15 protein-coding genes, 1 tRNA gene and 1 pseudogene are annotated in these 24,196 nt (G+C 51.7%); 6 read left to right on the top strand and 11 right to left on the bottom strand.

Going from position 1 to position 24,196, the window contains the following annotated elements:
* Positions 1-1,231: 1,231 nt before the first annotated feature.
* The 8 genes and pseudogenes from ACYZT1_RS05520 to ACYZT1_RS05555 all read right to left on the bottom strand — a co-directional run bounded on the left by ACYZT1_RS05520 (position 1,232) and on the right by ACYZT1_RS05555 (position 15,867).
* A complete protein-coding gene (locus ACYZT1_RS05520; protein ID WP_462018033.1) occupies positions 1,232-6,871 on the bottom strand; it encodes a calcium-binding protein in 5,640 nt (1,879 codons plus the stop codon).
* A gap of 11 nt (positions 6,872-6,882) precedes the next feature.
* A complete protein-coding gene (locus ACYZT1_RS05525; RefSeq protein ID WP_462018034.1) occupies positions 6,883-7,554 on the bottom strand; it encodes a hypothetical protein in 672 nt (223 codons plus the stop codon).
* 68 nt (positions 7,555-7,622) lie between these two features.
* Positions 7,623-8,363: a hypothetical protein gene (locus tag ACYZT1_RS05530; RefSeq protein WP_462018035.1), complete on the bottom strand. Its 741-nt coding sequence runs from the start codon at positions 8,361-8,363 to the stop codon at positions 7,623-7,625.
* Positions 8,364-8,788: 425 nt separating this feature from the next.
* Positions 8,789-10,210 carry an HlyD family type I secretion periplasmic adaptor subunit gene (locus tag ACYZT1_RS05535; protein WP_462018036.1) on the bottom strand — a complete coding sequence of 474 codons (1,422 nt, stop codon included), beginning with the start codon at positions 10,208-10,210 and terminating at the stop codon, positions 8,789-8,791.
* Positions 10,203-12,365 carry a type I secretion system permease/ATPase gene (locus ACYZT1_RS05540; RefSeq protein ID WP_462018037.1) on the bottom strand — a complete coding sequence of 721 codons (2,163 nt, stop codon included), beginning with the start codon at positions 12,363-12,365 and terminating at the stop codon, positions 10,203-10,205. Before ACYZT1_RS05540 ends, ACYZT1_RS05535 begins: the two co-directional genes overlap by 8 nt.
* Before the next feature lie 133 nt (positions 12,366-12,498).
* Positions 12,499-13,866 (bottom strand): TolC family outer membrane protein, encoded by a 1,368-nt coding sequence (locus ACYZT1_RS05545; protein ID WP_462019195.1) that lies wholly within the window; start codon positions 13,864-13,866, stop codon positions 12,499-12,501.
* 897 nt (positions 13,867-14,763) lie between these two features.
* Positions 14,764-15,095: pseudogene (locus tag ACYZT1_RS05550) on the bottom strand (hypothetical protein).
* Between the two features lie 373 nt (positions 15,096-15,468).
* Positions 15,469-15,867 carry a hypothetical protein gene (locus ACYZT1_RS05555; RefSeq protein ID WP_462018038.1) on the bottom strand — a complete coding sequence of 133 codons (399 nt, stop codon included), beginning with the start codon at positions 15,865-15,867 and terminating at the stop codon, positions 15,469-15,471.
* A gap of 278 nt (positions 15,868-16,145) precedes the next feature.
* Between ACYZT1_RS05555 and ACYZT1_RS05560 the strand changes: the two genes are divergently transcribed.
* Positions 16,146-16,607: a hypothetical protein gene (locus ACYZT1_RS05560; protein ID WP_462018039.1), complete on the top strand. Its 462-nt coding sequence runs from the start codon at positions 16,146-16,148 to the stop codon at positions 16,605-16,607.
* A gap of 75 nt (positions 16,608-16,682) precedes the next feature.
* Positions 16,683-18,119 (top strand): IS1182 family transposase, encoded by a 1,437-nt coding sequence (locus ACYZT1_RS05565; protein WP_462018040.1) that lies wholly within the window; start codon positions 16,683-16,685, stop codon positions 18,117-18,119.
* 263 nt (positions 18,120-18,382) lie between these two features.
* Here the strand turns inward: ACYZT1_RS05565 and ACYZT1_RS05570 are convergent, their stop codons facing one another.
* The 3 genes from ACYZT1_RS05570 to ACYZT1_RS05580 form a co-directional block, all read right to left on the bottom strand.
* Positions 18,383-18,883: a DUF3916 domain-containing protein gene (locus ACYZT1_RS05570; protein ID WP_462018041.1), complete on the bottom strand. Its 501-nt coding sequence runs from the start codon at positions 18,881-18,883 to the stop codon at positions 18,383-18,385.
* A 148-nt stretch (positions 18,884-19,031) separates the two neighbouring features.
* Positions 19,032-19,361, bottom strand: a complete 330-nt coding sequence (locus tag ACYZT1_RS05575; protein WP_462018042.1) for a hypothetical protein — start codon at positions 19,359-19,361, stop codon at positions 19,032-19,034.
* Between the two features lie 141 nt (positions 19,362-19,502).
* Positions 19,503-19,587, bottom strand: a tRNA-Leu gene (locus tag ACYZT1_RS05580).
* 107 nt (positions 19,588-19,694) lie between these two features.
* Here ACYZT1_RS05580 and queA point away from each other — a divergent pair.
* From queA to secD, 4 genes are all read left to right on the top strand, one after another.
* Positions 19,695-20,744: a tRNA preQ1(34) S-adenosylmethionine ribosyltransferase-isomerase QueA gene (gene queA / locus ACYZT1_RS05585; RefSeq protein ID WP_314524474.1), complete on the top strand. Its 1,050-nt coding sequence runs from the start codon at positions 19,695-19,697 to the stop codon at positions 20,742-20,744.
* 14 nt (positions 20,745-20,758) lie between these two features.
* Positions 20,759-21,874 carry a tRNA guanosine(34) transglycosylase Tgt gene (tgt, locus tag ACYZT1_RS05590; protein WP_462019196.1) on the top strand — a complete coding sequence of 372 codons (1,116 nt, stop codon included), beginning with the start codon at positions 20,759-20,761 and terminating at the stop codon, positions 21,872-21,874.
* 43 nt (positions 21,875-21,917) lie between these two features.
* The gene (gene yajC / locus ACYZT1_RS05595) at positions 21,918-22,256 is read left to right on the top strand and encodes a preprotein translocase subunit YajC (RefSeq protein ID WP_007916913.1); all 339 of its coding nucleotides are present in this window, start codon (positions 21,918-21,920) and stop codon (positions 22,254-22,256) included.
* Between the two features lie 64 nt (positions 22,257-22,320).
* Positions 22,321-24,189: a protein translocase subunit SecD gene (gene secD, locus ACYZT1_RS05600; RefSeq protein WP_462018043.1), complete on the top strand. Its 1,869-nt coding sequence runs from the start codon at positions 22,321-22,323 to the stop codon at positions 24,187-24,189.
* Positions 24,190-24,196: the final 7 nt, after the last annotated feature.

Consider the following 24,196-nt stretch of genomic DNA (forward strand, 5'->3'; position numbering starts at 1 on the left):
ATGAACGTCTCCTATGGGTCGACAGCTGCCCGCCGCGATAGGTAGTAAAAAGCTAGAAGAATTCATCAGCAGTCATCATCACCCTTCAACTGGCGAAGAGATTGCGAGCATAATGAATAATGCCCGCTAAGACCAAAGTGTGAGTAACGTCATGACCGAAACCCAACGCTGAATAGTGAAATGCCAAGATCCTGCGGATGGAAGTGGCGACGTCATCATTGACATGTCGCCGGACCTACTCGCCACTTTAGGACTCAGCATCGGCGACGTACTGACCATTGAAGTGATCGGCGGCGCGATAGTTCTGACACCGAAGCCGAGCGACTCAGTTACACCCTGAATAGCGCTGGCGCGCTTTACCTAATCTTCAAACGGGCAAATGCGAACGGCACATCTGAGCGGTGGTGTTTGCCGATTACCGCCGTCAGGGCGGGGGCCCTTCCACCGAGGTCGTTCGGGTTTGCCACCAAATGTAAACCTTTCAAGACTAGGCCGTTAGCCTTAGTAAAAACATCTACATCGACTCGATCGAAACCACTTCAAGTCGGCGTATAGTGACAACGGACTGCTCAAAAAAGAATGGGACGATTCCCTCAGTATTGTAGGGAAATTCCGTTGAGTTCGGATATGGGCATCTGAGCTGCTCTCATCAAGCAACGTTCTTCATTGGACTTATATCAAAAATACTTTGCTATTGGGCGATCTGTGTCCGAGGCAGTTCCAAATCCGACGCGATCAGCCAAGTGGCGCGAGGCTGCCAGCAAAACAGGACGTTATCGGCCAAAATCGGTAGCTCAATCAAAGCGGGGAATATGTTTGCCAAAAACAAGCTGGATAATGTAGCGCAGGGCACCACTGATGGTACCAAAAAGCCGATACTTAATAGATAAATAAATCATCCCAGCATATAATAAATAGTATATTTCTAGGTATGGAGAAACCTCAGAGTTAATTCCTAATCAAGATAATTAATTCTTTATTAGCTGGGTGGTAGTGTCAGCAACTTCAGAAATCGACACATTTAACGGCAAGAGCGAAGCATGCATCAACAGCCGCTTGAAAACCATTCGGAATCACGACCTCAATCCTTTAGACTATAATGCCTACGACCAATTGTGATTAACAGACGCGACCAAAATGACGGGTTTAAGTAGGCCTCCGGAAGCTCAGCAGAAACTGGTAGCCGGATCCGGCTACCAGTTTATCTCTTAATACTGCGTCGTTTTGACAGTCATTTCCAGTTGGCGACAAGCGTCGCTTCCAAAATTTCGGCCGTACTTCCAGACATGTTAACCATATGTCCCATTGCAGGTGGCGAAAATGCAGACATCGCATCGACAAGATTTTGCACTTGAGAGTCCATTAGAACTTTGCCATCCGAAGCTACAAACTTTTCAATATGGTTCGCTTGCGCTACATACCAATCTTTCACAACTAAAGCATCGGATGTACCGATAATACTCACCTCTAAGTCTTTCGTGCCTGTCGGTCGGCTGAACCACAATTGATGGCTAGTAACTGAATAGGGGAAAACTGCAACGTCAATAGTGTTCAATGTCGCATCAGACTCAATTACAGTTTCCCGCCCGGCATTTCTTACGAGCATATAGGTATCATTACCGGTCCCGCCCTGTAGCATATCTGCCCCCCCACCACCATCTAGTCGATCATTCCCAGCCCCACCGCTCAGAATGTTTGCGCTTGAGTTTCCTATAATGGAATTATCTAGCGAGTTCCCAGTCCCGTTTACCGCCACACCGTCTGACAACTCGAGATCTTCTACGCCGGAAGCTAAGGTGTAGCTAATGGAGGAGAAAACCGTGTCATGCCCTTCGTTGCTGTTTTCAACGACCGTATCCCCGGAATTATCGATCGAATAAAAATCATCGCCCGTACCACCGATCATGCGATCGGCCCCAGCAGCCCCATTTAAATTGTCATTCCCGGCACCGCCAGTAAGTATGTTGACCCCACTATTTCCATAAATTGTGTTACTCAGCGAGTTGCCTGTCCCATTGATTGCAGTTGTTCCCAGAAGTCGCAAATCTTCCGTATTAGCAGATAGTGACCAAGTTACCGAAGACAAGATGGAGTCAAAACCTTCGTCGACCCGCTCGATGGTCACGTCGCTTAAAGAATCAACGTAATACACATCATCCCCAGCCCCGCCAGACATATTGTCAATACCTGTACCGCCATTAATAGTGTCGTGACCGGAATTGCCCAATATTGTGTCATTCCCTGCGTTACCATTCATCACGTCGTCTCCAGCGCCGCCAACCATGTTATCGGCCCTAGAGGTTCCAGTGAACGTTTTTCCCTGAGGCTTGATATTAATGTTCAGATTCGTTGATGCGGACGCGCCAAATGGGTCGCTTGCAGTAATGATGATATTCAGCGGCGAGAGGTAACCTACTGGGACCGTCCCCTTAAAACCGCCAGTTCTTGCGTCAAATTTGAGCCAGGAAGGTAGGGCCGCGCCACTCGATTGCATCGCACTGTAAATTAGTTGATCATTATCCGGATCATTGAAAACTGATCCGCCAGCTATGTCTGACCAAAGGTAATAAGAGAACGCTGATCCTTCGGTAAAGATCTCATCACTGGGAGGGCCCGCCACAATGGGCGCTAGATTAGGTCGACCAACAGTTAAATCGACACTAAAATTTTCGCCCCATCCATAACTATCACTTACCTTAAGAATAAGGCTCGGCGCTCCTGCATCTTTCTCTGCAGGCCTACCATACAAAGTACGAGTATTGACATCAAAATTAAGCCAGCTAGGGAATGCGTCCTGACTGAATCGAGATTCAATATCGTAGAATACGGCATCACCTTGGTCAGAATCATAAGCAAAGTTTTCTGGGATTTGAAAACTGAAATCTTCACCAATGATTGCTCTTAGAACGGGTAAAGTACCGACTACAACTGGTGCCGTGTTATGAAAGACGCTCTGAGCTGTTTCAAAATCAGACTGACCCCAAGTGACGCCATCTGAGAATTCAACCTCTTCAAGCTTGAAATCATAAGAAATCCCATTGATTGAACCAGCTGACACGTAATAATCTTCAACCGTAATTTTATCTCTTGTACCGCGAACTCTGAACTCGAGATTAAAATTATCTGTCTTCGAAACAATGATTTCATCACTACTTACATCGAGAAAACGGATCTTGTCTTTAACTGTAGCAACATCTCGGTTATGGATTAGGTCTGCGCCATCTCCTTTACTGAAGATATAAACATCATTCCCGCCCCCTCCCTCTAAGATGTCTTGGTCTTTGCCACCAACTAAGATATCGTTGCCATTCTGGCCAAATAACATATCATCCCCGGCGTTACCTTGCACCGTAACACCAGATGAGAATCCATAGATCCTATCATCATTTATACTACCGCCAAGGTACAACGCGTTTAGCTGTGCCGGCGAATAAGAGATTTTATTGGAATAAGAATCTCTCAAATTAAGTCCTATATTAGCACCCGTGCTGAAAGTCGTAATCCCGACAATGGTCAAAGATCCGCCATTCTGAATAGAAAGCTTTATTTCTGAGCCATGAAATTCTACTGATACATCCTCGACACGCACATTTTCTAGGTACACCTCAAATTCTTTTGGTAGCGACCATACTACGTCATGCCCGCTGTTTTCCCGCATTATGTAGGTGTCGAAATCTGCGCGCCAACTTTCGTACCGATCGTCGCCCTCACCCCCGTCTAAAATGTTCCGACCGGATCCGGACACAAGTTGATCTTCGCCTCTCCCACCAACAAGCCTATCGTTTCCATCCCCTCCGTTTAAAAGATCATTGCCGTCATCACCAAAATAAATATCGTTTCCTGAACCACCATTGATTGTATCGTTACCATCTGCACCGGCTAGCACTGAATCCTTATCGTATGCAAAAAGTAAGTCGTCACCACCCGTGGCAACCGTTAGTCTTGCCTCGATTTCAGAATGTGTCCAAACCTCCCCATTTGCAAATTCAATAAGATCGATAGTACTGGAAAGCTGAGAAAAGAAACCCATAATTCCGACCGAAAAATTATATCCATTAACGGATATAAAAAGAGAATCCGACATGCGAATAAAACGTGTATTCGAAGGTGTAGCTACAGAAGAAAATCTCAACGTATCGATATTCTCTGCGCTAGGGTCAGCGTTGTATATAATTACGTCACCTACGCTAGGAGTAACTACATATATATCACTGCCCGCTCCACCTGTTAGACGATCCTCTCTGGACCAGCTCTGCTTTTCCGCTGAGATAAGAACGTCATTGCCATCACCACCATTTAGATCATTTGCATCCGAGCCTCCGTCTAGTACGTCATTCCCGACACCGCCATCAAGAGCGTCGTTGCCTTCGCCGCCATAAATAGTATCGTTACCACCTAACGCTGCGATGGAATCATCGCCGAGGCCACCTAGGATAATATCGCTTCCTTCATAGCCGACAATGTTATCGGCAAAATCGGTACTTTGAAGAAGCATATTTTTTACGGCCTGAACGTTCCAAACAGAGCCATCTTGAAATCTTATTTCATCCAGTGCATAACTATGGTTTGCTACTGTGATCTCATCGAAATAACTCAGTATAGTTACGCTATCGTCAACTCCAGCGATATTCAGTACAAGGTCGTAACCTACACGCTTAATTGTTACGTCAACAGGTGCGATATCGGCTCCAAAGATTAATACATCCAGTTTTGTTCCGGCATCGTCGCTATGAGCGTTATATATAGCGTCATTCCCATTTCCCCTTGAAAAAAGATACCTATCACTTCCATCTCCACCCACTAAGTAATCGTTACCCCTACCTCCGACTAGGTTATCATCACCATTACCACCATATACTCGATCATTCCCCGCGTCGCCGTATAGAAAATCATCTGCGACAGTACCATTTAAAGTATCATTCGCCGCCGTGCCGATTGATTTTTCACGCCCAGCATTAACAAGAATCGAGTCAAAGGAAAGATCCCCGGTAGTTTCGTTCCTAATATTGGTTATTAGAAGCTCACCGAACTCGCCAAGTTCATTGAGGCTCTTCACAAACGCATTCACACGGTGAACCGAACTTGCAGGGTCAGATGAATATAAGTCGTGGAGCTTCGATACTACCGATGATACGTCCCAGACTGATCCTTCAGCATTTACACTGACTGTCAAGGCGTCCAAGTAACTGGTGAAGTGGGTTTGCAGCATCAGCCTACTATAGATAGCACTGGCAAAATTATCAAAGGCTTGAAGCAATATTGCCGCGGCTGGACCGTGGGGGTTAGGGTCCCGCTGTCCCCAACACCAGATTCCCACATAGTTCGTCCCTAGAAATGCTTCCAAGGCTGCTAACTTACGCGCATCACCAATAGCGTTACCGTAAATTTGCGTCGCCGCCCGGCTGTCCGGGTCAATATCATCAACTCCAGCCCAGCGATATATTATATTTAACAGGATTGCATCTCGCGCGTTGTCGTCATTCGATTCTCCGAATTGCTTAACCAAATCGCGCAGTGCTGTATCCGATGACATGCTCTTCGCGAGATCATGGACATTGCCAAATCCTTGAATATTTGGCAGAGCTTCTGTACTGAATTCTACAGAGGCCGGGGATTTATCAATAGTATCGCTTCCGTTTACCGCGAACCAGACGTCATTGATAGCAGCCTTTGTACCGTCGGATTTAGTGTAAGTACCTACCTGGCGATGCTGATTACCTGCGCTGTCCACCACGCTATCCGGCACATCCCCGTTCGCATTTAGGATCCCTGGCTCAAGATAACTCAGGTTAACAGATGCGATACCGGCGTCAATGAGAGAGAAGAGTTCCCCGTCATCCGTGAAACCGTCTTGGTCCCTATCAACCCAAACTTTTACTGTATTATATAGCCCGTCAGAAATATCAAAGAATCCGTCAATGTTGCTATCGAGCTCCGATAATGCGAGAAAGCCGTTTTTATAGCGGTCACCTGACGCAGATATTGAGCCGTTCCCAAAAAGCTCGGCACCGTTATCAATTATTCCATTTAGGTTTTTATCCCATACCAAAAGACCATCGCCGCCAGTGACCCAGCCAGATTTTTCAGAGAATCCATTTGAGTCGTGATCAAAATACACGCCATCTGCGGAACCGACCGTTTCGATTCCATCACCATCTAGATCCAGCACCAGTGGACTTCGTGCCGCTTGAGCGTATCCGAACGAGTCCTCGAGGTTTTGAATTTCCTTCGAGTCGAAATTAGTGATTCCCTTCAACATCGAACCTAAACCATCAATAGAGATGATTTTCCCTAGCCAATTTGTAGCGTCTAAAACATCTTCACCTTCGGCGGCGGCAAGATGCATGAAGGAAAACGTTTGCAATGCCAACATTAGCTCCGCAGTAGGATCCCCTGCGGATTCTAGGACTATTTGCCAGTACTTTTCGATGTCTGCTGGATTGTCCATAGACTTAAATACCGCATTTAACGTCCAAGCATCAATCGATAAGTTTTTACTCTCGAAAACTACATCGTGGAACCTCCAGGCTTCAGCGCCGGTAATATCACGACTAACAACATCGTTGTTTACGTCCGCTATGGCGTCGAGCGAATCGAGATAACCATCAGCCATGTCATAGCGAATTTCATTTATTTGTACATCACTAAGCGCATTGTTCTCGCTTTCAGCTGTAGTTTTCATGAACGCCAACGCAGCCGACCCAGCTAAAGAGTTCCCGAGTGCGACTCCATTCGCTAAATCTGCATATTTATAGCCCTTTCCCGACAGGTAGCTATACATAGCGCTAGCCGCCATATCTTTGGACAGAGATGTGTCATTCAGTATGGTCCTCGCGGTACTTAAATCTTCTCTAGTGAGCGTTTGAGGCATGTCGACCATCCTTAATTAGTGAATTTTTTTATAATTTGCATTGCAGACGATTTCAAATTTTCGACGTGAACGACTAGGTGGCTGGAAAAAACAATAGTCACACTTGCAGGAGTTGTCGAAAAAAAATAAGTTAAATTGCAGGTCCCTGTCGCGTTGGCGGCGAGAGAAGGGCGCCGACATAACAAAGTTTCTGTCACTAATTCGTCCTTGCCCTTCCAGTAGAAATCAATTTGTCCTTTTTTGTATACCGGATCAATCCCTGCAAGCCCGTGGTAATCACCTATGTGTATTTCTGTAACTGGCCCCAGCTGACGCATCTGCTCCGAATATCTGTTCACTCGCGAGACAAGCGTACGCGGTCCAACTCCGGTAATTTTTACTATTTCAACTTCTACATGTGATTTATTAGGATCATTGAAAACGTTGAAGCCTTTAGCTGGAAGCATTGACGGGAAATAGTATTCAAGCGTCACCGCTTGGATACTCCTTTGGCAGTTCGTCCTGTTCTGCCCAGTCGTTTTCTCACCCCAAATGCCACCAGTGGGCTCCATCGGGAAAAAAGTGTATTCATCAGGTACCAAAAATTGGACACCTCCTAAACTCCCGCAAGAAAAAGTTTCCGAATAGACGGTTTTACTTGATAACATAAAAATAATCAGCGCCGCGAGCTTGACTGCATTCATATTAATTTTCCCAACCTGTACCATACGGATGCTTTAGTTAAATGAATCTTACAGCGCGAGGTCCATTTCTACATCCTTATTGAGGCGTTTAGTTTAGTAACTATGAAACTCTGAATCCGCTCCCAGTCTGCCCTTTGCTCTATCGGGTAGCGATACTGCACTAACACACCGGGCACGAGTACAAAGCTACCGAAGCAGATTTTGGTGAGCTTTGAATTGCAACTGGTCCATACGAGCGTACTGTCAGGATTCCGAGTTTTCGTATTAATCGGAATACTAACCAGATCCCCACTTGCGTGGGATTCATACACTCCTAATTTACGATTAACTAGCGGATAAAATTTGGCAGCTACGGTAGAGGCACCAGGAGCAATGCTCATGTCAGGCCTACAAGTCACTATAACCACAAAGGATGTAATGCCTGGTGCAATTTTCGTTTGAATTACACCCGGGAAAAGTCTCGATAAATCCCGAATGGGCAAACGCGAAGCTGCTACAATACCCGGCCGCTGAAATTTCGAGCCGTTTTCCAATATCTTGTCGGGGTAGATATTCTCTGATTTCCAGCTATCGCTTTTTAGGAATTTGAAATCTACGGCACCTATATATATATGGCTAATAGATCCTTCTAATTTCGCTAATTCTGAATAGCTTGACTTATACTTCTCCTCAACGGCTATAAGGGCTGCATGCATACAGCGATTTTCAACTGTGCCTAGCAGCTCCGCATTATTTATATGTTCAGGCTTACAGGCCACCAAAAAAAGACTTAACGTTATAGCAGCAAGAATTGTTCCAATGTTCGACATGAATGGTTCCGGGTACCTACGGAGTCTCGCTACAAAGCTTTGGGCCTCAGTGCATCTCTTCGCTTGGCATCGCATTTATCCTTACCTCCATAAATACAAAACTAGCATTAATTTTTATTATCTTTCGCCGCTGGTGTTTTACGCCTGAATCGTGATCTGCGTTTTAGCTCGCCTATTATCATGCAAGTGCGTTCCATCCCGTAAGGTAGCGCAACTGAGGTACTTTTTCAGTTTCGATCCATTACGGCTTTCGCATCTGCAGCTCAACGGCGTAGTTCTCCGGAGCACAAATCATTTTTCGGCGCCAGCGGTGGTTCGCTTCGACGCAGTTTCAAGCGACTCCGGGTAGCAATAACCTAAAGTATAAAATCCGCCAGTTGAGATTGAAGACATATAAACTCTGGCAACCTCTATTGCAAAAACGACTACCGTTCTCTCAAACTTTCACCGACGTGGCGCTGCAGCGGACTTAGAAAGTACTCTATGACACGACGCTTGTCTGTCTTGACCTCCACGGTCACCGCCATCCCAGGCGATAACTTCACTTCCTGGCCATTTACATTCAAACGGTCTGTACTCAGACGAACCTTGCTGCTGTAAACCAATCCGCGCTTTTCATCCTCAATTGCGTCCTTTGACACGCTAATAACCTCCCCATTGACTGTGCCGTATTTTGTGAAATTAAAGGTTTCAACTTTCACAGATACTTCTTGCCCAGCTCGGACAAAACCGACGTCTTTGTTCTCTAGCATTGCCTCGACTTCTACAGACTGATTATCTGGAACCACCACCATTAGCGGCTGCGCAGCGGTAATCACGCCGCCAATGGTGTGAACTTCTAACTGCTGCACAGTCCCATCCACGGGCGATTCGACGGAAGCGAGGGTTTCTTGGTAACGGGCCTTGGTCAAATTCTGCTTGAAGACTGATATTTTTTGATCAGCCTGCTGCAGCAGGTCAAGCATTGCACGGCGGGTTTGGGCCACAATACCTTCACGGCGTCGTTCAGCCTCCTGACGCGCAGCGGTTGACTGCATTACGCTGGCTTGCTGGATGCTAAGCTGGCGCTCTAGATCCAGTCGCGCCTGTTCTTTTTCTAAATAAGCGTGACGCGCGATATATTGCTTCTGCAGAAGACGTTCGTAATCAGTTGCCAATTTCACAGCAATGGGCAGCGTTTTTTGCAGACTTGAGACCTGGATTCGAGCGGATTGAATATCCGCCTGCCGCTGTTGAATCTCAGCATCTGCTTGATCCAAGCTGCTACGGTATTCCAGATACTGCCCTTGTAACCAACGTTCCGCAGCGACTAAATGCTCTGGGTCAGCTTCTGGTATCGCACCCTTTAGACTGCGCGGAGGCATGCGCTGATTTATGGCTTCCAACATACCGGAGGCGCGAGCGCTATCAACTCTTGCAGCAAGTAAATCACTTCGAACGCTCTCAACATCAGCATCAGCAGCCGTCGAATCTAGCTCAAGGAGAAGCTGGCCTGTTTTGACAGATTGGCCATCGCGCACGTGAATGGCCTTCACTACAGCCGGCTCGCTTGCTTGAATAATCTTCGTTTTACCACTCGGAATAATTTTTCCAGTGGCGGTCGCCACCACATCTATCCTCCCGAAGCACGCCCAGGCTAGCGCGAGCGCAGCAAATGCCATGATCGTCCAGCTGAAAATTCGCGGCGCGGGATGCGTGGGCTTATCCTGCAGCTCAAGAGACGCCGGCAGAAATTGCACTTCATGCGCGAGGCGCTTAGGTGCGTCCATCTCTTTTCGCCGGCTCCATGACTGCCGCCAAATCCGTCGGTACCGGTGCAGCAGGCCGGTTGATCCGGAATTAGACATGGCTGGCTCCCTGCTGCAATCGATGGAGGCGGGAATAATGTCCAGCCTGATGGGCAAGCAATTCTGCGTGAGTCCCCTGCTCAACAATCTGTCCACGATCCACAACAACTATGCGATTAGCATCGCGAACAGCAGACAATCTATGGGCAATGATGATGACTGTTCTACCTTTACTGATAGCCTGCATATTCTGCTGAACAATACGCTCGGACTCATAATCCAACGCACTCGTTGCTTCATCGAAAATCAGGATCCGAGGATTTCCCATGAGAGCTCGCGCGATGGCAATACGTTGACGCTGTCCACCTGATAGCGAAGCTCCGTGTTCGCCAACCATCGTGTCATAACCTTCTGGTAGCTCCAGGATGAACTCATGTGCCCCCGCGAGTTTAGCGACGTTCATTACCTGTTCGATTGGAGCACCTGCATCGCTCAGGGCGATATTCTCCCGAATGCTTCTGTTGAAAAGCATGCTGTCTTGGAGCACCACTCCAATCTGCCGACGCAACGAAGACACATCCGCCAATGCCAAATCCATACCATCCACAAGAACTCTCCCACGCTCCGGCACATAGAGTCGCTGTAGGAGACGTGTGAGTGTGCTCTTACCTGAACCGGAGCGACCGACAACGCCTATGACTTCCCCGGCCTGAATACTGAGGCAGACACCCCGAAGAATTTCCGAGCCGTCGGGACGATAACGAAAGTGCACTTGGTCGAATTCTATTCGGCCTTTAATCGGAGGCAGCGCGCTGCGCGTTGCTTGGGATGACTCATTTCGCGTGTTCAGGATGTCGCCGAGTCGCTGCACGGAAACCCCTGTCTGCTGGAAGTTGGTCCACAGTTGAGCAAGGCGCATGATTGGCTGAGCAACGCGTCCCGCGAGCATATTGAAAGCGATCAATTGTCCGACCGAGAGCTGTCCATCGATGACCAAGCGCGCACCGAACCAAAGAGTTGCAACAGTTACCAGCTTTCCAATAAGCGCCACGCTTTCATTAGCGATCGTCGACAGGTTCTGGGTTTTGAACCCTGCCGCGACGTAGCCCGCCAATTGGTCATCCCACCTCCGGATCGCCTGAGGCTCGACCGCCATTGATTTCAGTGTGTCTATGCCATTGACTGTCTCCACCAGAAACGCCTGGTTTTCCGCGCCCCGGGCGAAGCTGTCATTGAGCCGTTTGCGCAGCACGGGAGTGATGAGGACGGAGACCAGTATGTAAAGCGGCAATGACAACAGGACTATAAGGGTCAGCCAGCCACTGTAGTAAAACATCACGGCTATGAAGACCACCGAGAACAGGACATCCAGCAGCAGGGTGATTGCGTTGCCAGTTAAAAAATTACGTATATTCTCGAGCTCCCGTACGCGTGCTACGGAGTCACCCACTCGACGGGCCTGAAAGTACGAGAGCGGCAGTGTGATCAGATGGCGGAACAACTTCGAGCCTAGTTCTACGTCGATACGACTCGCAGTGTGTGCGAAGACGTAGGTGCGCAGACCAGACAGAGCGGACTCAAAAAGCATTACGCCCGCTAGGCCGATGGCAATGACATCAAGGGTGGTCAAGCCATGATGGACCAGCACCTTGTCCATCACGATTTGAAAGAACAAAGGTGTAATCAATGAAAAAATCTGCAGGACAAAAGACACAAGCATCACTTCGCCCAGCAGCTTGCGATACTTGACGATTGCTGGGATGAACCAGGTGAAGTCAAAGCGCGAGGACTCACCAGGGGTTGCTGATTGAGATCGGATCAGCAGAAGGCCGCCAGCCCAACGTTCCCGTAAAACTTCGAATGTGATGATTTCGGGCCGAGCCATCCGAGGGTCATGGATCAAGACCTTGCCCCGGTCCAGGCGGGCGATGATGAAATAGCCTCCATTCTTATCCGCAGCCATAGCTGGTAACGGCGTGCGGTCCAAACGTTCGAGAGCGGTGTTGGCAGCCTTGGCTTTTAATCCGAGCTTCCGGGCTGCTAGAAGGATTTCAGCTTGAGACAGGCACTGCCCAACACTACCGAACTCGTGTGCTAGTTGTTCGGAGGAAGCAGAGACCTGATGGAATCGTGCAAGCATAACCAGCGAGGCAAGGCCCGTATCGACAGACGCCACATTATCGGGCGCTGCAGCCGCTACTCCAGAATCGTTCATAGCACTTCCATGTATGTGACGGGCGGGAGGGCCGGGCACGGGCGAGACGATAGCAATAGGCCATCGTGCGAAAGATCATAGCTGTAAAAAAATACCTGTAAAACTCAAAATATAGCCGGGACGATGAATGGCTCTAGATATTCGGCGGCAGAAAATCCCGCGTAGCGTCGTAGTCTTGTTTCAGATACGCAGCCAACGCTTTCAGGTCATCAGGGCTTAAAGTTCCTGCCGCCTGTTTGAGCTTCAAATTGTCGAGAATGTAGTCATAACGGGCATTGTTGTAATCACGCACGGCCGCATAGAGCTGCCTTTGGGCGTTCAACACGTCCGCGATATTTCGTGAACCTACGTCGACCCCTACCTGATTAGCCTCAACGGATTTTTGTCCGGAAATGATGGCTTGGCGACGAGTCGCCAGTTGCTCAATGTCCACGTTGACCCCACGAAACGCATTGCGGGTATCCAGCACCACTTCGCGACGGCGGTCTTCATACTCGTCCTGGCTTTGATAAAGCCGCTCCGTCGACTCTCTAACCTGGGAATTGGTCATTCCGCCAGAGTAAAGAGGAATGCTGACCTCAATTCCGATAGAGCTCTGGGCAACGTTATCGCGGTAACCATTGCGACCAAAATCGGTAGGGTTGCTGTAGCCGAAGCTGTCGTTGTCACCTTTGCGATACGACGCAACGGCATCGACAGTAGGCGCATGACCGGCTTTTCGTTGATCAACAGTCTGCTCTGCAGCGCTAACACCGTGCTCCAGTGCCTGTAATGTCAAATTTTGCCGAACGGCAGTTTGGACCCATTCGTGAGCGATATTGGGAACGGGGGGATCGACAGGCAGCCCATGCCCCATAGCTGCAATTGAGGTGTAGTCAGTTTTAGTCAAACGGCCCAAGGCCTCGTATGCCTCGTCCACCTTGCGCTGAGCCTGTTGCCGATTGGCCCGCGAATTATCATAGGCTGACTGAGCATCGTACACGTCCGTGATACTCGAAGCGCCGTCTTCCAACCTACCTTGTGCCTGATCGAGCTGACGTAGTAATGCGTTCTCTTCCGCCGCGGCCGCGGCGTGTGAGTCCAGCTGCCGCAGAGTTTCAAAATAGCCTTGGGCCACGCTGAGAATTATATTTTGTTCCTTGGCAGACAGTTCCAGCCCAGCCTGAGTAACGGTGTCACGCGCGGCTTTCACTTGGTACCAACGGTCAAGCCTAAACAAAGGCTGGCTAATGTTGGCCCGAACCGTCGCGCCACTGCGCTCGCGGCTCAGAGAAGGCTCATCGCGTTCGAAGCGAGTGGTTTCAGTAGTGGCACCCGCGGTGAGATTAGGCATTAAACCAGCGCGCGCTTGGGGTAAAGCTTCACGCTCCGCTAGATAATCATGACGGGCTGCCGCTAATTGGGCGTCATTGCTGAGCGCAGACTGATAGACGTCCATCAGATCCGCATGACTGCGAGCTGACTCGATTGATGCGCTCGCGACTGATGCGAAGATCAACATAGAACCCAGCGTGCCTAGGCGAGCTACAGGTAAAGAGGTCATCCAATCCATGTGAAAGCCTAGCCGCCCGAAATACTGCATTGAGGTGTTTCAGGTAGTCGGCATCCGCCCTCATTTCTTTAACAACTTGCTACCGGGCTCCGGGCATTGGTCAGCGAAAGTTTACCGATGTAGCGGTGTAGACCTTCGGCAAGCGGCACAGAGATCCGCGGATGGGTCAAGAATTACAGGCAGAACGCTAACCGCCCCGGCGCCGAGCGCGTCTCACTGTGTAGGTAATGATCGCTGCTAGACCTTGTGTTGCTTAGTCTGCTGGTGTTTCACGATAAACCTCCTTAGCACCCACCAAAAATTGCGCCCGAGCGTGCACCAGCCATATGACATGCCCATGCAGATCAGACCGTGTTGGAGTAATGATCCCTCAACTGTACGTGTCGATAAATTGGTGGGTTTGGAATGAAGAGGAAGAGTGGAAAGCTAAAGTAATCCACCGAAGATCAGCGGAAACTCGCTGTACGTGACCTGTGGAACAACACGCTACTGATCCAGAGAAAAGAAGAGGGGTGGCTGTTAGAAAATGACAATCATCAGGTAGAAGGCTTGCAGTGCTGTTGACCGTGAAGTGCATATATGGCCGCCGCTGAACTGTCCCCATGAAATTTTCCTCCGTATGAAGTGAGCGAGGATAGGTGCAGTTTGGTAAACCGGGAAGGCTTGGGAAAATTTCCACTTTTGGCAGCGGGTGGATCAGTCGGCATGATGCCGCAAGGGTGGGCAACGTTGTGCCAGCCCCTTAGGTAACGAAGGTTGTCCACTGGCTGCTTTGGGTCGATATTGGACATTCACGCGATACGTTTCTGGCCAAGAGCTGCCTGTCGCGTAAAGCAGCGGAGTGGGCTACATCGACTGAGGCGAGATCACCTCCCCGTACCTGTATTTTTTCCTAGCCGTCTTGGTGGCCTCTTGTTCTGCGAGAAGGGTGCTCAGCGTGTCAGCCTCATGAATCAACTCAAACGTCTCACCTTCAAATTCATTTCCTACCCGCTATGTGACTCTCAATCTCGGCGTAAATGCTTTCGGCGCTTTCTTCATCACTAGGGGGTTGCTCACCGGCAGGATCACGACATCCGGAACGGGATGCTGCACTATAGCGGCGACGATTGGCGCGGAGACTTCGGCGTTGCCGGAAAACGCATAGCGCATCTCTCTTTAGTTAATTCTGAGTTCATGCGATGTCTCTGTAAATGGCATTTTGGGGAACACACTATTTTATCAGCACAGGTTGAAGTCAGCTTTTCGAGCATCCGAGAGCATCTGTCCGTTCATAGGGGTAGAATAGGGTTTCTGTCGTAATACTTTTGAGACCCTGTTTTGGCAGCTGTAATGTTCGAAACGCAACTCCCGACTTGTCACATTTTTGCAGTTGGAGCAGATACAGCATGTCTTCCGACTCGGCGACCTGGCACCCCTCGTACTGATCAAGATTTGCATAGACCACCCGACGCTTAACACATTCCGATGCCTGTTTCAGGGCTGCGGAGCGGCCATCGTTTGAAGGCAACCTCACCAACAAGAACCAAGCAGAAATCAGCAGGCCGGCGATTATGCAGGTCGATCCAACGCATACGGCAATCCCTCGGTTTTCGATCGCACGCTTGAGAACATGGGCAGTCCATTTGGGAGTGGCTGGGGCTCGTCCGGCATTTCTCTAGTTTTTTCCAAGAGAAGTAAGAAAAAAGCGACGATTCCGACTAGGGCCATGCCAAAAGCCAAAGCCCCGATGTAAGACCCAAATCTGGCAGCTCCGTAAGCAAGGATTTCCTGAGCGCCGATGCCCAACCGTTCGATACCAACATCCATCGTCAGGTAATACTTCTCAAGGTAAGCGTACCCGCTGAGCGTGAATGCTCCGATCATGCTAGCGATGAGTAGAGTGGCTTCGATGCGCAGGTATGTCCTGAGTCGTTTTGGGCTTGCGTCGTGCGTGGCAATGTCGGTCAAGCTGGTATTCCTGAAAATAGGAGTAGAGAAAATTGTACCTCAGGCTTTCATCAATCGAACGAGTGGCTGCCACCAAGTGGTTTAAATCTGCGCCTGACCGATCGAGAGGGTCCCTAGGGAGATCAGGTATCTAATGTCTGCTTTTGGCCCAGGCTGTGTGAAAACACATTTTTATAACGATTCGGCCATGGGGGCATTTGTCCAGGTTTTGAGGCACCATATGGTCTCTAGGAATCCAGCAGCTCGACGCAGCTCGCAAACCAAATCAGGAAGAATGAATGCCTTCCCGTCGCCGCCTCAGTAGTGTCTGTCAAAGTATCGCGCATCACGCTGCCAGCGGTCTGTCGTACGTACACCCACATCTGTTGCAAGCGCTCAAAGTAACCGGGGAGCCTATCGCGACGGTGGATCTATTGAGTGCGACCCCATACCCGAAGGAGCTTCGCAGTCATCCCCACCTTCCCACCGCCCTCTCTTCATTACGTGATCGTTTTGAACAAATTTTGAAATTCGAAGGATTTTTAATAACCGACCTCAACGAGGCCAAACTATTTTTCAAACCTGATGGCCAATACCACGACGAGTATTGTTGCGAATGTCACGCAAGGTTGTCCCATTCAAGCGGCCGTAAATACTTTGCGGCAGTCAATTGCATGGGTAAATCCATTGTTCCCCAGCTCGCCAATTTCTGTCCAATCCCCACCGGCAATGTCCTCAATCCAGATGAAAAGCGAGCTTAGCTTTAAGGCCAAAAGCCGAAATACAGCGAGGATGATCTAAGCTTCTGATCGTCTAGATCGTATCGGGGGGCGATCATGAAGCGATTCATTGAAGGCGAGGCCCGGATGCAAGTGACTCTGCTGCCGGAGTGCCTGGACGATTACGCAACCGAAGAAAATCCAGTCCGAGTGGTCGACGTTTTCGTCGATGAACTCGACTTGGGTGCGCTTGGATTTGAAGGTGTTGATCCTGCTGCAACGGGTCGTCCGGCCTATCATCCAGCGGTCTTGCTAAAGATCTATATCTACGGCTATCTCAATCAGATTCAGTCCAGCCGCCGGCTTGAGCGTGAGGCCGAGCGCAACGTCGAGTTAATGTGGCTAACGGGGCGTTTGGCTCCGGACTTCAAAACCATTGCCGACTTTCGCAAAGACAATGGCAAAGCCATTCGCAGCGTATGCCGCCAGTTCGTAGTTCTTTGTCGCAACCTCAATCTCTTCTCCCAATCGATCATCGCCATCGACGGCAGCAAATCCAAAGCCGTCAATAATCGCGACCGCAACTTCACTCAGGGCAAGGTGAAGGCACGCATGCGGCAGATCGAGCAGAGCATTGATCGATATCTGGCGGCGATGGATTTGGCGGATCGGGCAACGCCCGAAGTGGCCGAGGCCAAAGCAGAGCGGCTTAAAGAAAAGATAGAAACACTGAAAAAGCAGATGCAGAAACTCAAGGACATCGAGGCGCAGCTCCACGAAAGTCCAGACCAGCAGATCTCCCTCACAGACCCAGATGCACGCTCAATGGCTACGAGCGGCCGAGGCACCGGAACGGTTGGCTACAACGTACAAACAGCTGTCGACGACAAACACCATCTGATCGTTGCCCATGAGGTGACCAACGTTGGTAATGATCGTGGGCAACTGAGCAATATGGCGAACCAAGCGCGTGAAGAAATCGAGGCTGAATCGCTAACGGTGGTGGCCGACCGAGGCTATTACAAAGGTCTGGAAATCCTTGCTTGCGAGCAAGCCGGCATCACTACCTTCGTACCGAAACCCCTCACATCTGGCAGCAACGCCGAAGGCCGATTTGGTATGCAGGACTTCATCTATCTTGCGGCGTCGGACGAGTATCGATGCCCTGCGGGGCAGTTACTAACCAGGCGGCATTCGTCGATGGAAGACGGCATGTTATTGCATTGTTACTACTTCTCGGGCTGCCAGTCCTGCTCAATGCAAAAGAAATGTACGACGGGTAAGGAGCGCCGTGTTAAGCGCTGGGAATATGAGGCTGTAGTCGACGCGATGCAGGTTCGGCTAGAACATGATCCAGCGATGATGAGGGTTCGTCGACAGACTGTTGAACATCCTTTCGGAACGCTCAAGTACTGGATGGGAAGTACCCACTTCCTGACCAAAACCCTGCCGAGGGTGAGCACTGAGATGAGCCTTCATGTGCTCGCCTACAACCTCAAACGAATGATGAGCATCTTCGGCATCGCAGGACTGCTTGAGGCGATCAGGGCGTGAACCCAGCCGCTTGGCCCGCCAGTTGAAAGCCGTTTGGGCCGCTGACGCGGCCCAAACGGCTTTACGAACGTCTATGTCACTGACTAAGCTAATTCGTGCTTTCGCCCGCTGATTCCACAGGCAACCCTCGCGACTCTCAGTTTTCGAGGTATTTAGCGCGTTTTCACACAGCCTGGGCCGGAAGCGGACAAAAAATTGGGGACGGAAAGGGGGCGGATTATTCACGCCACGGGTCAAGCATGCCAGTCAGCTCGCCAAAGCCGTCACGCCGGTTCCCCGATGCACCACCACTGAACTGCGACCTCGTCGTCGGGTTGAGTGACGTCATGCCCGTGCTCGATGAAATTCACAGCTACGTGCAATGCGAGATCATGACTGATCCGCTCCGGCATGAGCGAGTTGGTTTCACCGAGAAATCTCAGATAATAGTCTCGGTCGTAGAAGACGGTTACTTCGCTTTGATGAACCCATGGCCACGTCAGCAGGCAAGCGACCCGATAGTAACCTTGTGAGTGGTCAGCAGCTTTGGACAGGTGATTAGCGGCTTCCAGGAGTTGCTGAATGCAAAAGGCCTGAACTTCAATCCTGGCTTGAGGGCCTTCGACCAAAGCCTCGTGCACCGGGATCTTCCAATGTGCGTAGCGCTCCATGCGCTCGGATCGCGGGTAAAACTCGTCGCGAAAGCTGGCGGCCCAGCGTTCCAGTGCGCGAAGGCGGCGGGGAATGCCCCTGAGTTGTTTGTTGCTGAGGGCGATTTGCCGCATTGGTACGTCCTTGTGATGCCGAATAGGTCTGTCGTTGCGGTCTGCTGACGCAATCAACGAGTGGGCGGATATGTTTTCATATCCGCCAAGACCCTAGCCACTGGCTAGTCGGTGTAAAGGGTTACCAAACTTTCCATAACGTGATTGTTCACTGAATAGCTTTCAAATAGTCCTTCAACGCGATCAGCGGAGCATCAAGCTGCTCCATCGTCTGCGCATTGCTGACATCAACTGACAACCGTTGCAGCTCACGCCCAAGCGGCGTATCAGCCCCGCCGATAGCGTCTAGCGCCACATCTGCGCAGTGCGCCACTCTAAACTGAATGCTCCCGAGATCACCCCTGCGCACCAACAACCCAAAAACCTCCCGCTCATAATCACTCATGATCGGATCATCCCGCAGAATCGGACTCGAATCTTCCGTCTCATACGCAAGCTTCAGACAGAACAAAGCAATAGTTTCCAGCAGCAGTTCCATGGGATGAATCCTTGAGAATTGTCGTACCAGCCGAGAGCGTGAAGATCAAACGATCGCAGCCTTCGGCAGCTCCTACACGGGCGGGGTGGCTTTTCTATAGGCGAAAAAAAAGGCCTTGCAAAGCAAGACCTTTCTTAATTTTGGTGCCCCGAGGGAGACTCGAACTCCCACTCCTTTCGAAAACGGATTTTGAATCCGCCGCGTCTACCAATTCCGCCATCAGGGCTCAATGGCGGCGAAGTATAGAGATGAGATAACCGTCGGTCAATCAGGTACATGGAGAATTTTTGATATTTCCGCTAGACTTCCCGGCCCTGCTAGACGAACCCCATCATGCGCGTTGCTGACTTTACTTTCGAGCTCCCTGATTCGCTGATTGCTCGCCATCCTTTGGCCGAGCGTCGCAACAGTCGCCTGTTGACCCTTGATGGGGTCAGCGGCGCCCTGGCACACCGTCAATTCACTGATTTGCTTGAGCATTTGCGCCCGGGCGATTTGATGGTGTTCAACAATACCCGGGTGATTCCGGCACGGCTGTTTGGCCAGAAAGCTTCCGGCGGCAAGCTGGAAATTCTGGTCGAGCGGGTGCTCGACAGTCATCGCGTGCTGGCGCATGTGCGCTCGAGCAAGTCGCCGAAACCGGGGTCGAAGATCTTGATTGACGGCGGTGGCGAGGCCGAGATGCTGGCGCGTCACGATGCGTTGTTCGAACTGGGGTTTGCCGAGGAGGTGTTGCCGCTGCTCGACCGCGTCGGGCACATGCCGTTGCCTCCTTATATAGACCGCCCGGATGAAGGCTCGGATCGCGAGCGTTATCAAACCGTGTACGCCGAGCGCTTGGGCGCGGTGGCGGCGCCGACGGCGGGGCTGCATTTCGATCAGCCGCTGCTGGAGGCGATTGCCGCCAAGGGCGTCGAGACCGCGTTTGTCACGCTGCATGTCGGCGCGGGTACGTTCCAGCCGGTGCGCGTCGAGAAGATCGAAGATCACCACATGCACACCGAGTGGCTGGAAGTCGGCCAGGACGTGGTCGACGCCGTGGCCGCGTGCCGCGCTCGCGGTGGTCGCGTGGTGGCGGTGGGGACCACCAGCGTGCGTTCGCTGGAAAGCGCCGCGCGCGATGGCGTGCTCAAGCCGTTCAGTGGCGACACCGACATCTTTATCTACCCGGGCCGGCCGTTTCATGTGGTCGACGCCCTGGTCACCAATTTCCATTTGCCCGAATCCACGCTGTTGATGCTGGTTTCGGCGTTCGCCGGTTATCCCGAAGCCATGGCCGCTTATAAAGCCGCCGTGGAGCATGAATACCGCTTTTTCAGCTACGGTGATGCGATGTTTATCACCCGTAATCCCGCACCACGTGGCCCCGAGGACAAAGAATGAGTCGCCAAAGTCGTATGTCGTTTGAGTTGCTTGCTACTGACGGCAAGGCTCGTCGCGGTCGTTTGACCTTCCCGCGCGGTACCGTCGAGACCCCGGCCTTCATGCCGGTGGGCACGTATGGCACGGTCAAGGGCATGCTGCCGCGGGACATCACCGCGACCGGCGCGGAAATCATTCTGGGCAACACCTTCCACCTGTGGCTGCGTCCGGGCACCGAAGTCATCAAGAAGCACGGCGACCTGCACGATTTCATGCAGTGGAAAGGCCCGATTCTTACAGACTCCGGCGGCTTTCAGGTATTCAGCCTGGGCGCGATGCGCAAGATCAAGGAGGAGGGCGTGACCTTCGCTTCTCCGGTTGATGGCGCCAAAGTGTTCATGGGCCCGGAAGAGTCGATGCAGGTCCAGCGCGATCTGGGCTCGGACATCGTGATGATTTTTGACGAGTGCACGCCGTATCCGGCTGACGAAGACGTCGCGCGCATTTCCATGGAGCTGTCGTTGCGTTGGGCCAAGCGTTCGAAACAAGCGCATGGCGACAACACGGCGGCGCTGTTCGGCATCGTTCAGGGCGGCATGCACCAGGATTTGCGCATGCGTTCGCTGGAAGGCCTCGACACTATTGGCTTCGATGGCCTGGCCATTGGCGGTCTGTCGGTGGGCGAACCCAAGCACGAAATGATCAAGGTGCTGGATTACCTGCCGGGTCAAATGCCCGCTGACAAACCTCGTTACCTTATGGGCGTTGGCAAACCGGAAGATCTGGTTGAGGGTGTGCGCCGCGGTGTGGACATGTTCGATTGCGTGATGCCAACCCGTAATGCCCGCAATGGGCATCTGTTCATTGATACAGGCGTGCTGAAGATCCGAAACGCGTTCCATCGCCATGATGATTCGCCGCTCGATCCGACCTGCGATTGCTACACCTGCCAGAACTTCTCCCGCGCTTATCTGCATCACCTGGACAAGTGCGGCGAAATGTTGGGTAGCATGTTGAATACCATCCACAATTTGCGCCATTACCAGGTGCTGATGGCTGGTTTGCGCGAGGCTATTCAACAGGGTACATTGGCCGCCTTTGTCGATGCCTTCTACGCCAAACGCGGGCTTCCCGTTCCGCCTTTGGACTGAGTTTTCTGACCCCAAGATTCAACATTTGCAACTGGAGTGCTAAATGAGCTTTTTTATCTCTAATGCCATGGCTGACGCTGCTGCCCCTGCTGCTGCCGGCCCAATGGGTGGTGGTTTTGAGTGGATTTTCCTGGTCGGCTTCCTGGTCATCTTCTACCTGATGATCTGGCGTCCACAGGCCAAGCGCGCCAAAGAGCAGAAAAACCTGCTGAGCAGCCTGCAGAAAGGCGACGAAGTTGTGACCACCGGTGGTATCGCCGGCAAGATCACCAAAGTGGCTGACGACTTCGTGGTTCTGGAGGTTTCCGACACCGTCGAAATGAAATTCCAGAAAGGCGCCATTGCCGCCACGCTGCCAAAAGGCACGCTGAAAGCGATCTAAAGTTTCAACTTCTACTCAATCGACGGGGCGCGCAAGGCGCCCCGCGTCATAAGCGGGCGGCGTGATGCTGAACAAATACCCTCTGTGGAAATACATTCTGATCCTGGCAGTGCTGGCGGTCGGTCTGGTTTATTCCGCTCCCAATTTATACCCTGATGACCCGGCCATTCAGGTCAGCGGCGCAAGCACTGCGCTGCAGGTCAATCAGGCTGATCTGGACCGTGTGAGCGCAGCGCTCAAAGCGTCCGGCATCGAAGTCAAGGCTGCCACGCTGGCAGAAAGCGGCAAGGGCGGTCTGATTCGCCTGACCAAGGCTGGCGATCAACTGCCTGCCAAGGATGTCGTACGCAAGGCGTTGGGTGATGACTACGTCGTCGCGCTGAACCTGGCACAGACCACTCCGCAATGGCTGCGCAACCTCGGCGCGCACCCGATGAAGCTGGGTCTGGACTTGTCCGGTGGTGTGCACTTCCTGCTGGAAGTGGACATGGACAAAGCCCTCGACGCACGTTTGAAAGTTTATGAAGGCGACGTCAAGAGCCTGTTGCGTAAAGAGAAGCTGCGCTATCGCAGCCTGCCGCAAATCGATGGTGCCGTTCAGCTGGGCTTCACCGATGAAGCCGCTCGCGAACAAGCGCGCACGCTCATCCGCAAGAACTTCAACGATTTCGACATTGTTCCGGCCGACCTCAATGGCCAACCGGTGCTGCGTCTGGCGATGACCCCGGCCAAGCTGGCGGAAATCCGCGAATACTCCATCAAGCAAAACCTGACCACGGTCCGTAACCGCGTCAACGAGCTGGGTGTTGCCGAGCCGATCGTTCAGCGTCAGGGCGCCAACCGCATCGTGGTTGAGCTGCCAGGCGTGCAGGACACTGCAGAAGCCAAGCGAATTCTCGGCAAGACGGCCAACCTGGAGTTCCGTCTGGCCGCCGAGCCAGGTGCTTCGAAAGCCACATCCGAAAGTTTCGAGTTCCGCGAAGGCGGTCGCCCTGCGGCGCAGATCGAACGTGGCCTGATCATCACCGGTGACCAGGTAACGGACGCCAAGGCTGGCTTCGGCGAGCAAGGCACGCCAGAAGTGAACATCCGTCTGGATGGCCACGGTGGCGAGTTGATGAGCCGTGCGACCCGCAACAACGTCGGTCGCAGCATGGCGGTGATCTTCATCGAGCAGCGCCCGGTGACCACTTACACCAAACAAATGGTCAACGGCGTTGAGAAAGACGTCGCGGTGCAGACTTTCAAGGAAGAGAAGAAGATCATCAGTCTGGCGACCATCCAGTCGCCGCTCGGTGCTCAATTCCGCATCACGGGCCTGAACGGTCAGGGTGAATCGTCCGAGCTGGCGCTGCTGTTGCGTGCCGGTGGCCTGGCCGCTCCGATGTACTTCGCTGAAGAGCGCACCATTGGCCCGAGCCTGGGTGCCGACAACATCACCAAAGGTATCGATGCATCGCTGTGGGGCATGTTGTTTGTCTCGCTGTTCATCATCGCCATCTACCGCTTCTTCGGCATCATCGCCACCGTCGCGCTGGCGGTGAACATGGTGTTGCTGCTGGCCCTGATGTCGCTGCTGGGTGCAACGCTGACCTTGCCGGGTATCGCCGGTATCGTCCTGACCATGGGCATGGCGGTCGACGCCAACGTGCTGATCTTCTCGCGGATTCGTGAAGAAATCGCTGCGGGCATGACCATTCAGCGCGCAATCAACGAAGGCTTCGGCCGGGCATTCACCGCGATTCTCGACTCCAACCTGACCACATTGCTGGTCGGCGGGATTCTCTTTGCCATGGGCACCGGCCCGGTCAAAGGTTTTGCGGTGACCATGTCCCTGGGTATCTTTACCTCGATGTTCACGGCCATTCTGGTGACCCGCGCTATGGTCAACCTGATCTTCGGCGGTCGTGACTTCAAGAAGCTGTGGATTTAAGGGGCTG

This window comes from Pseudomonas sp. PB3P13, from assembly GCF_054897735.1.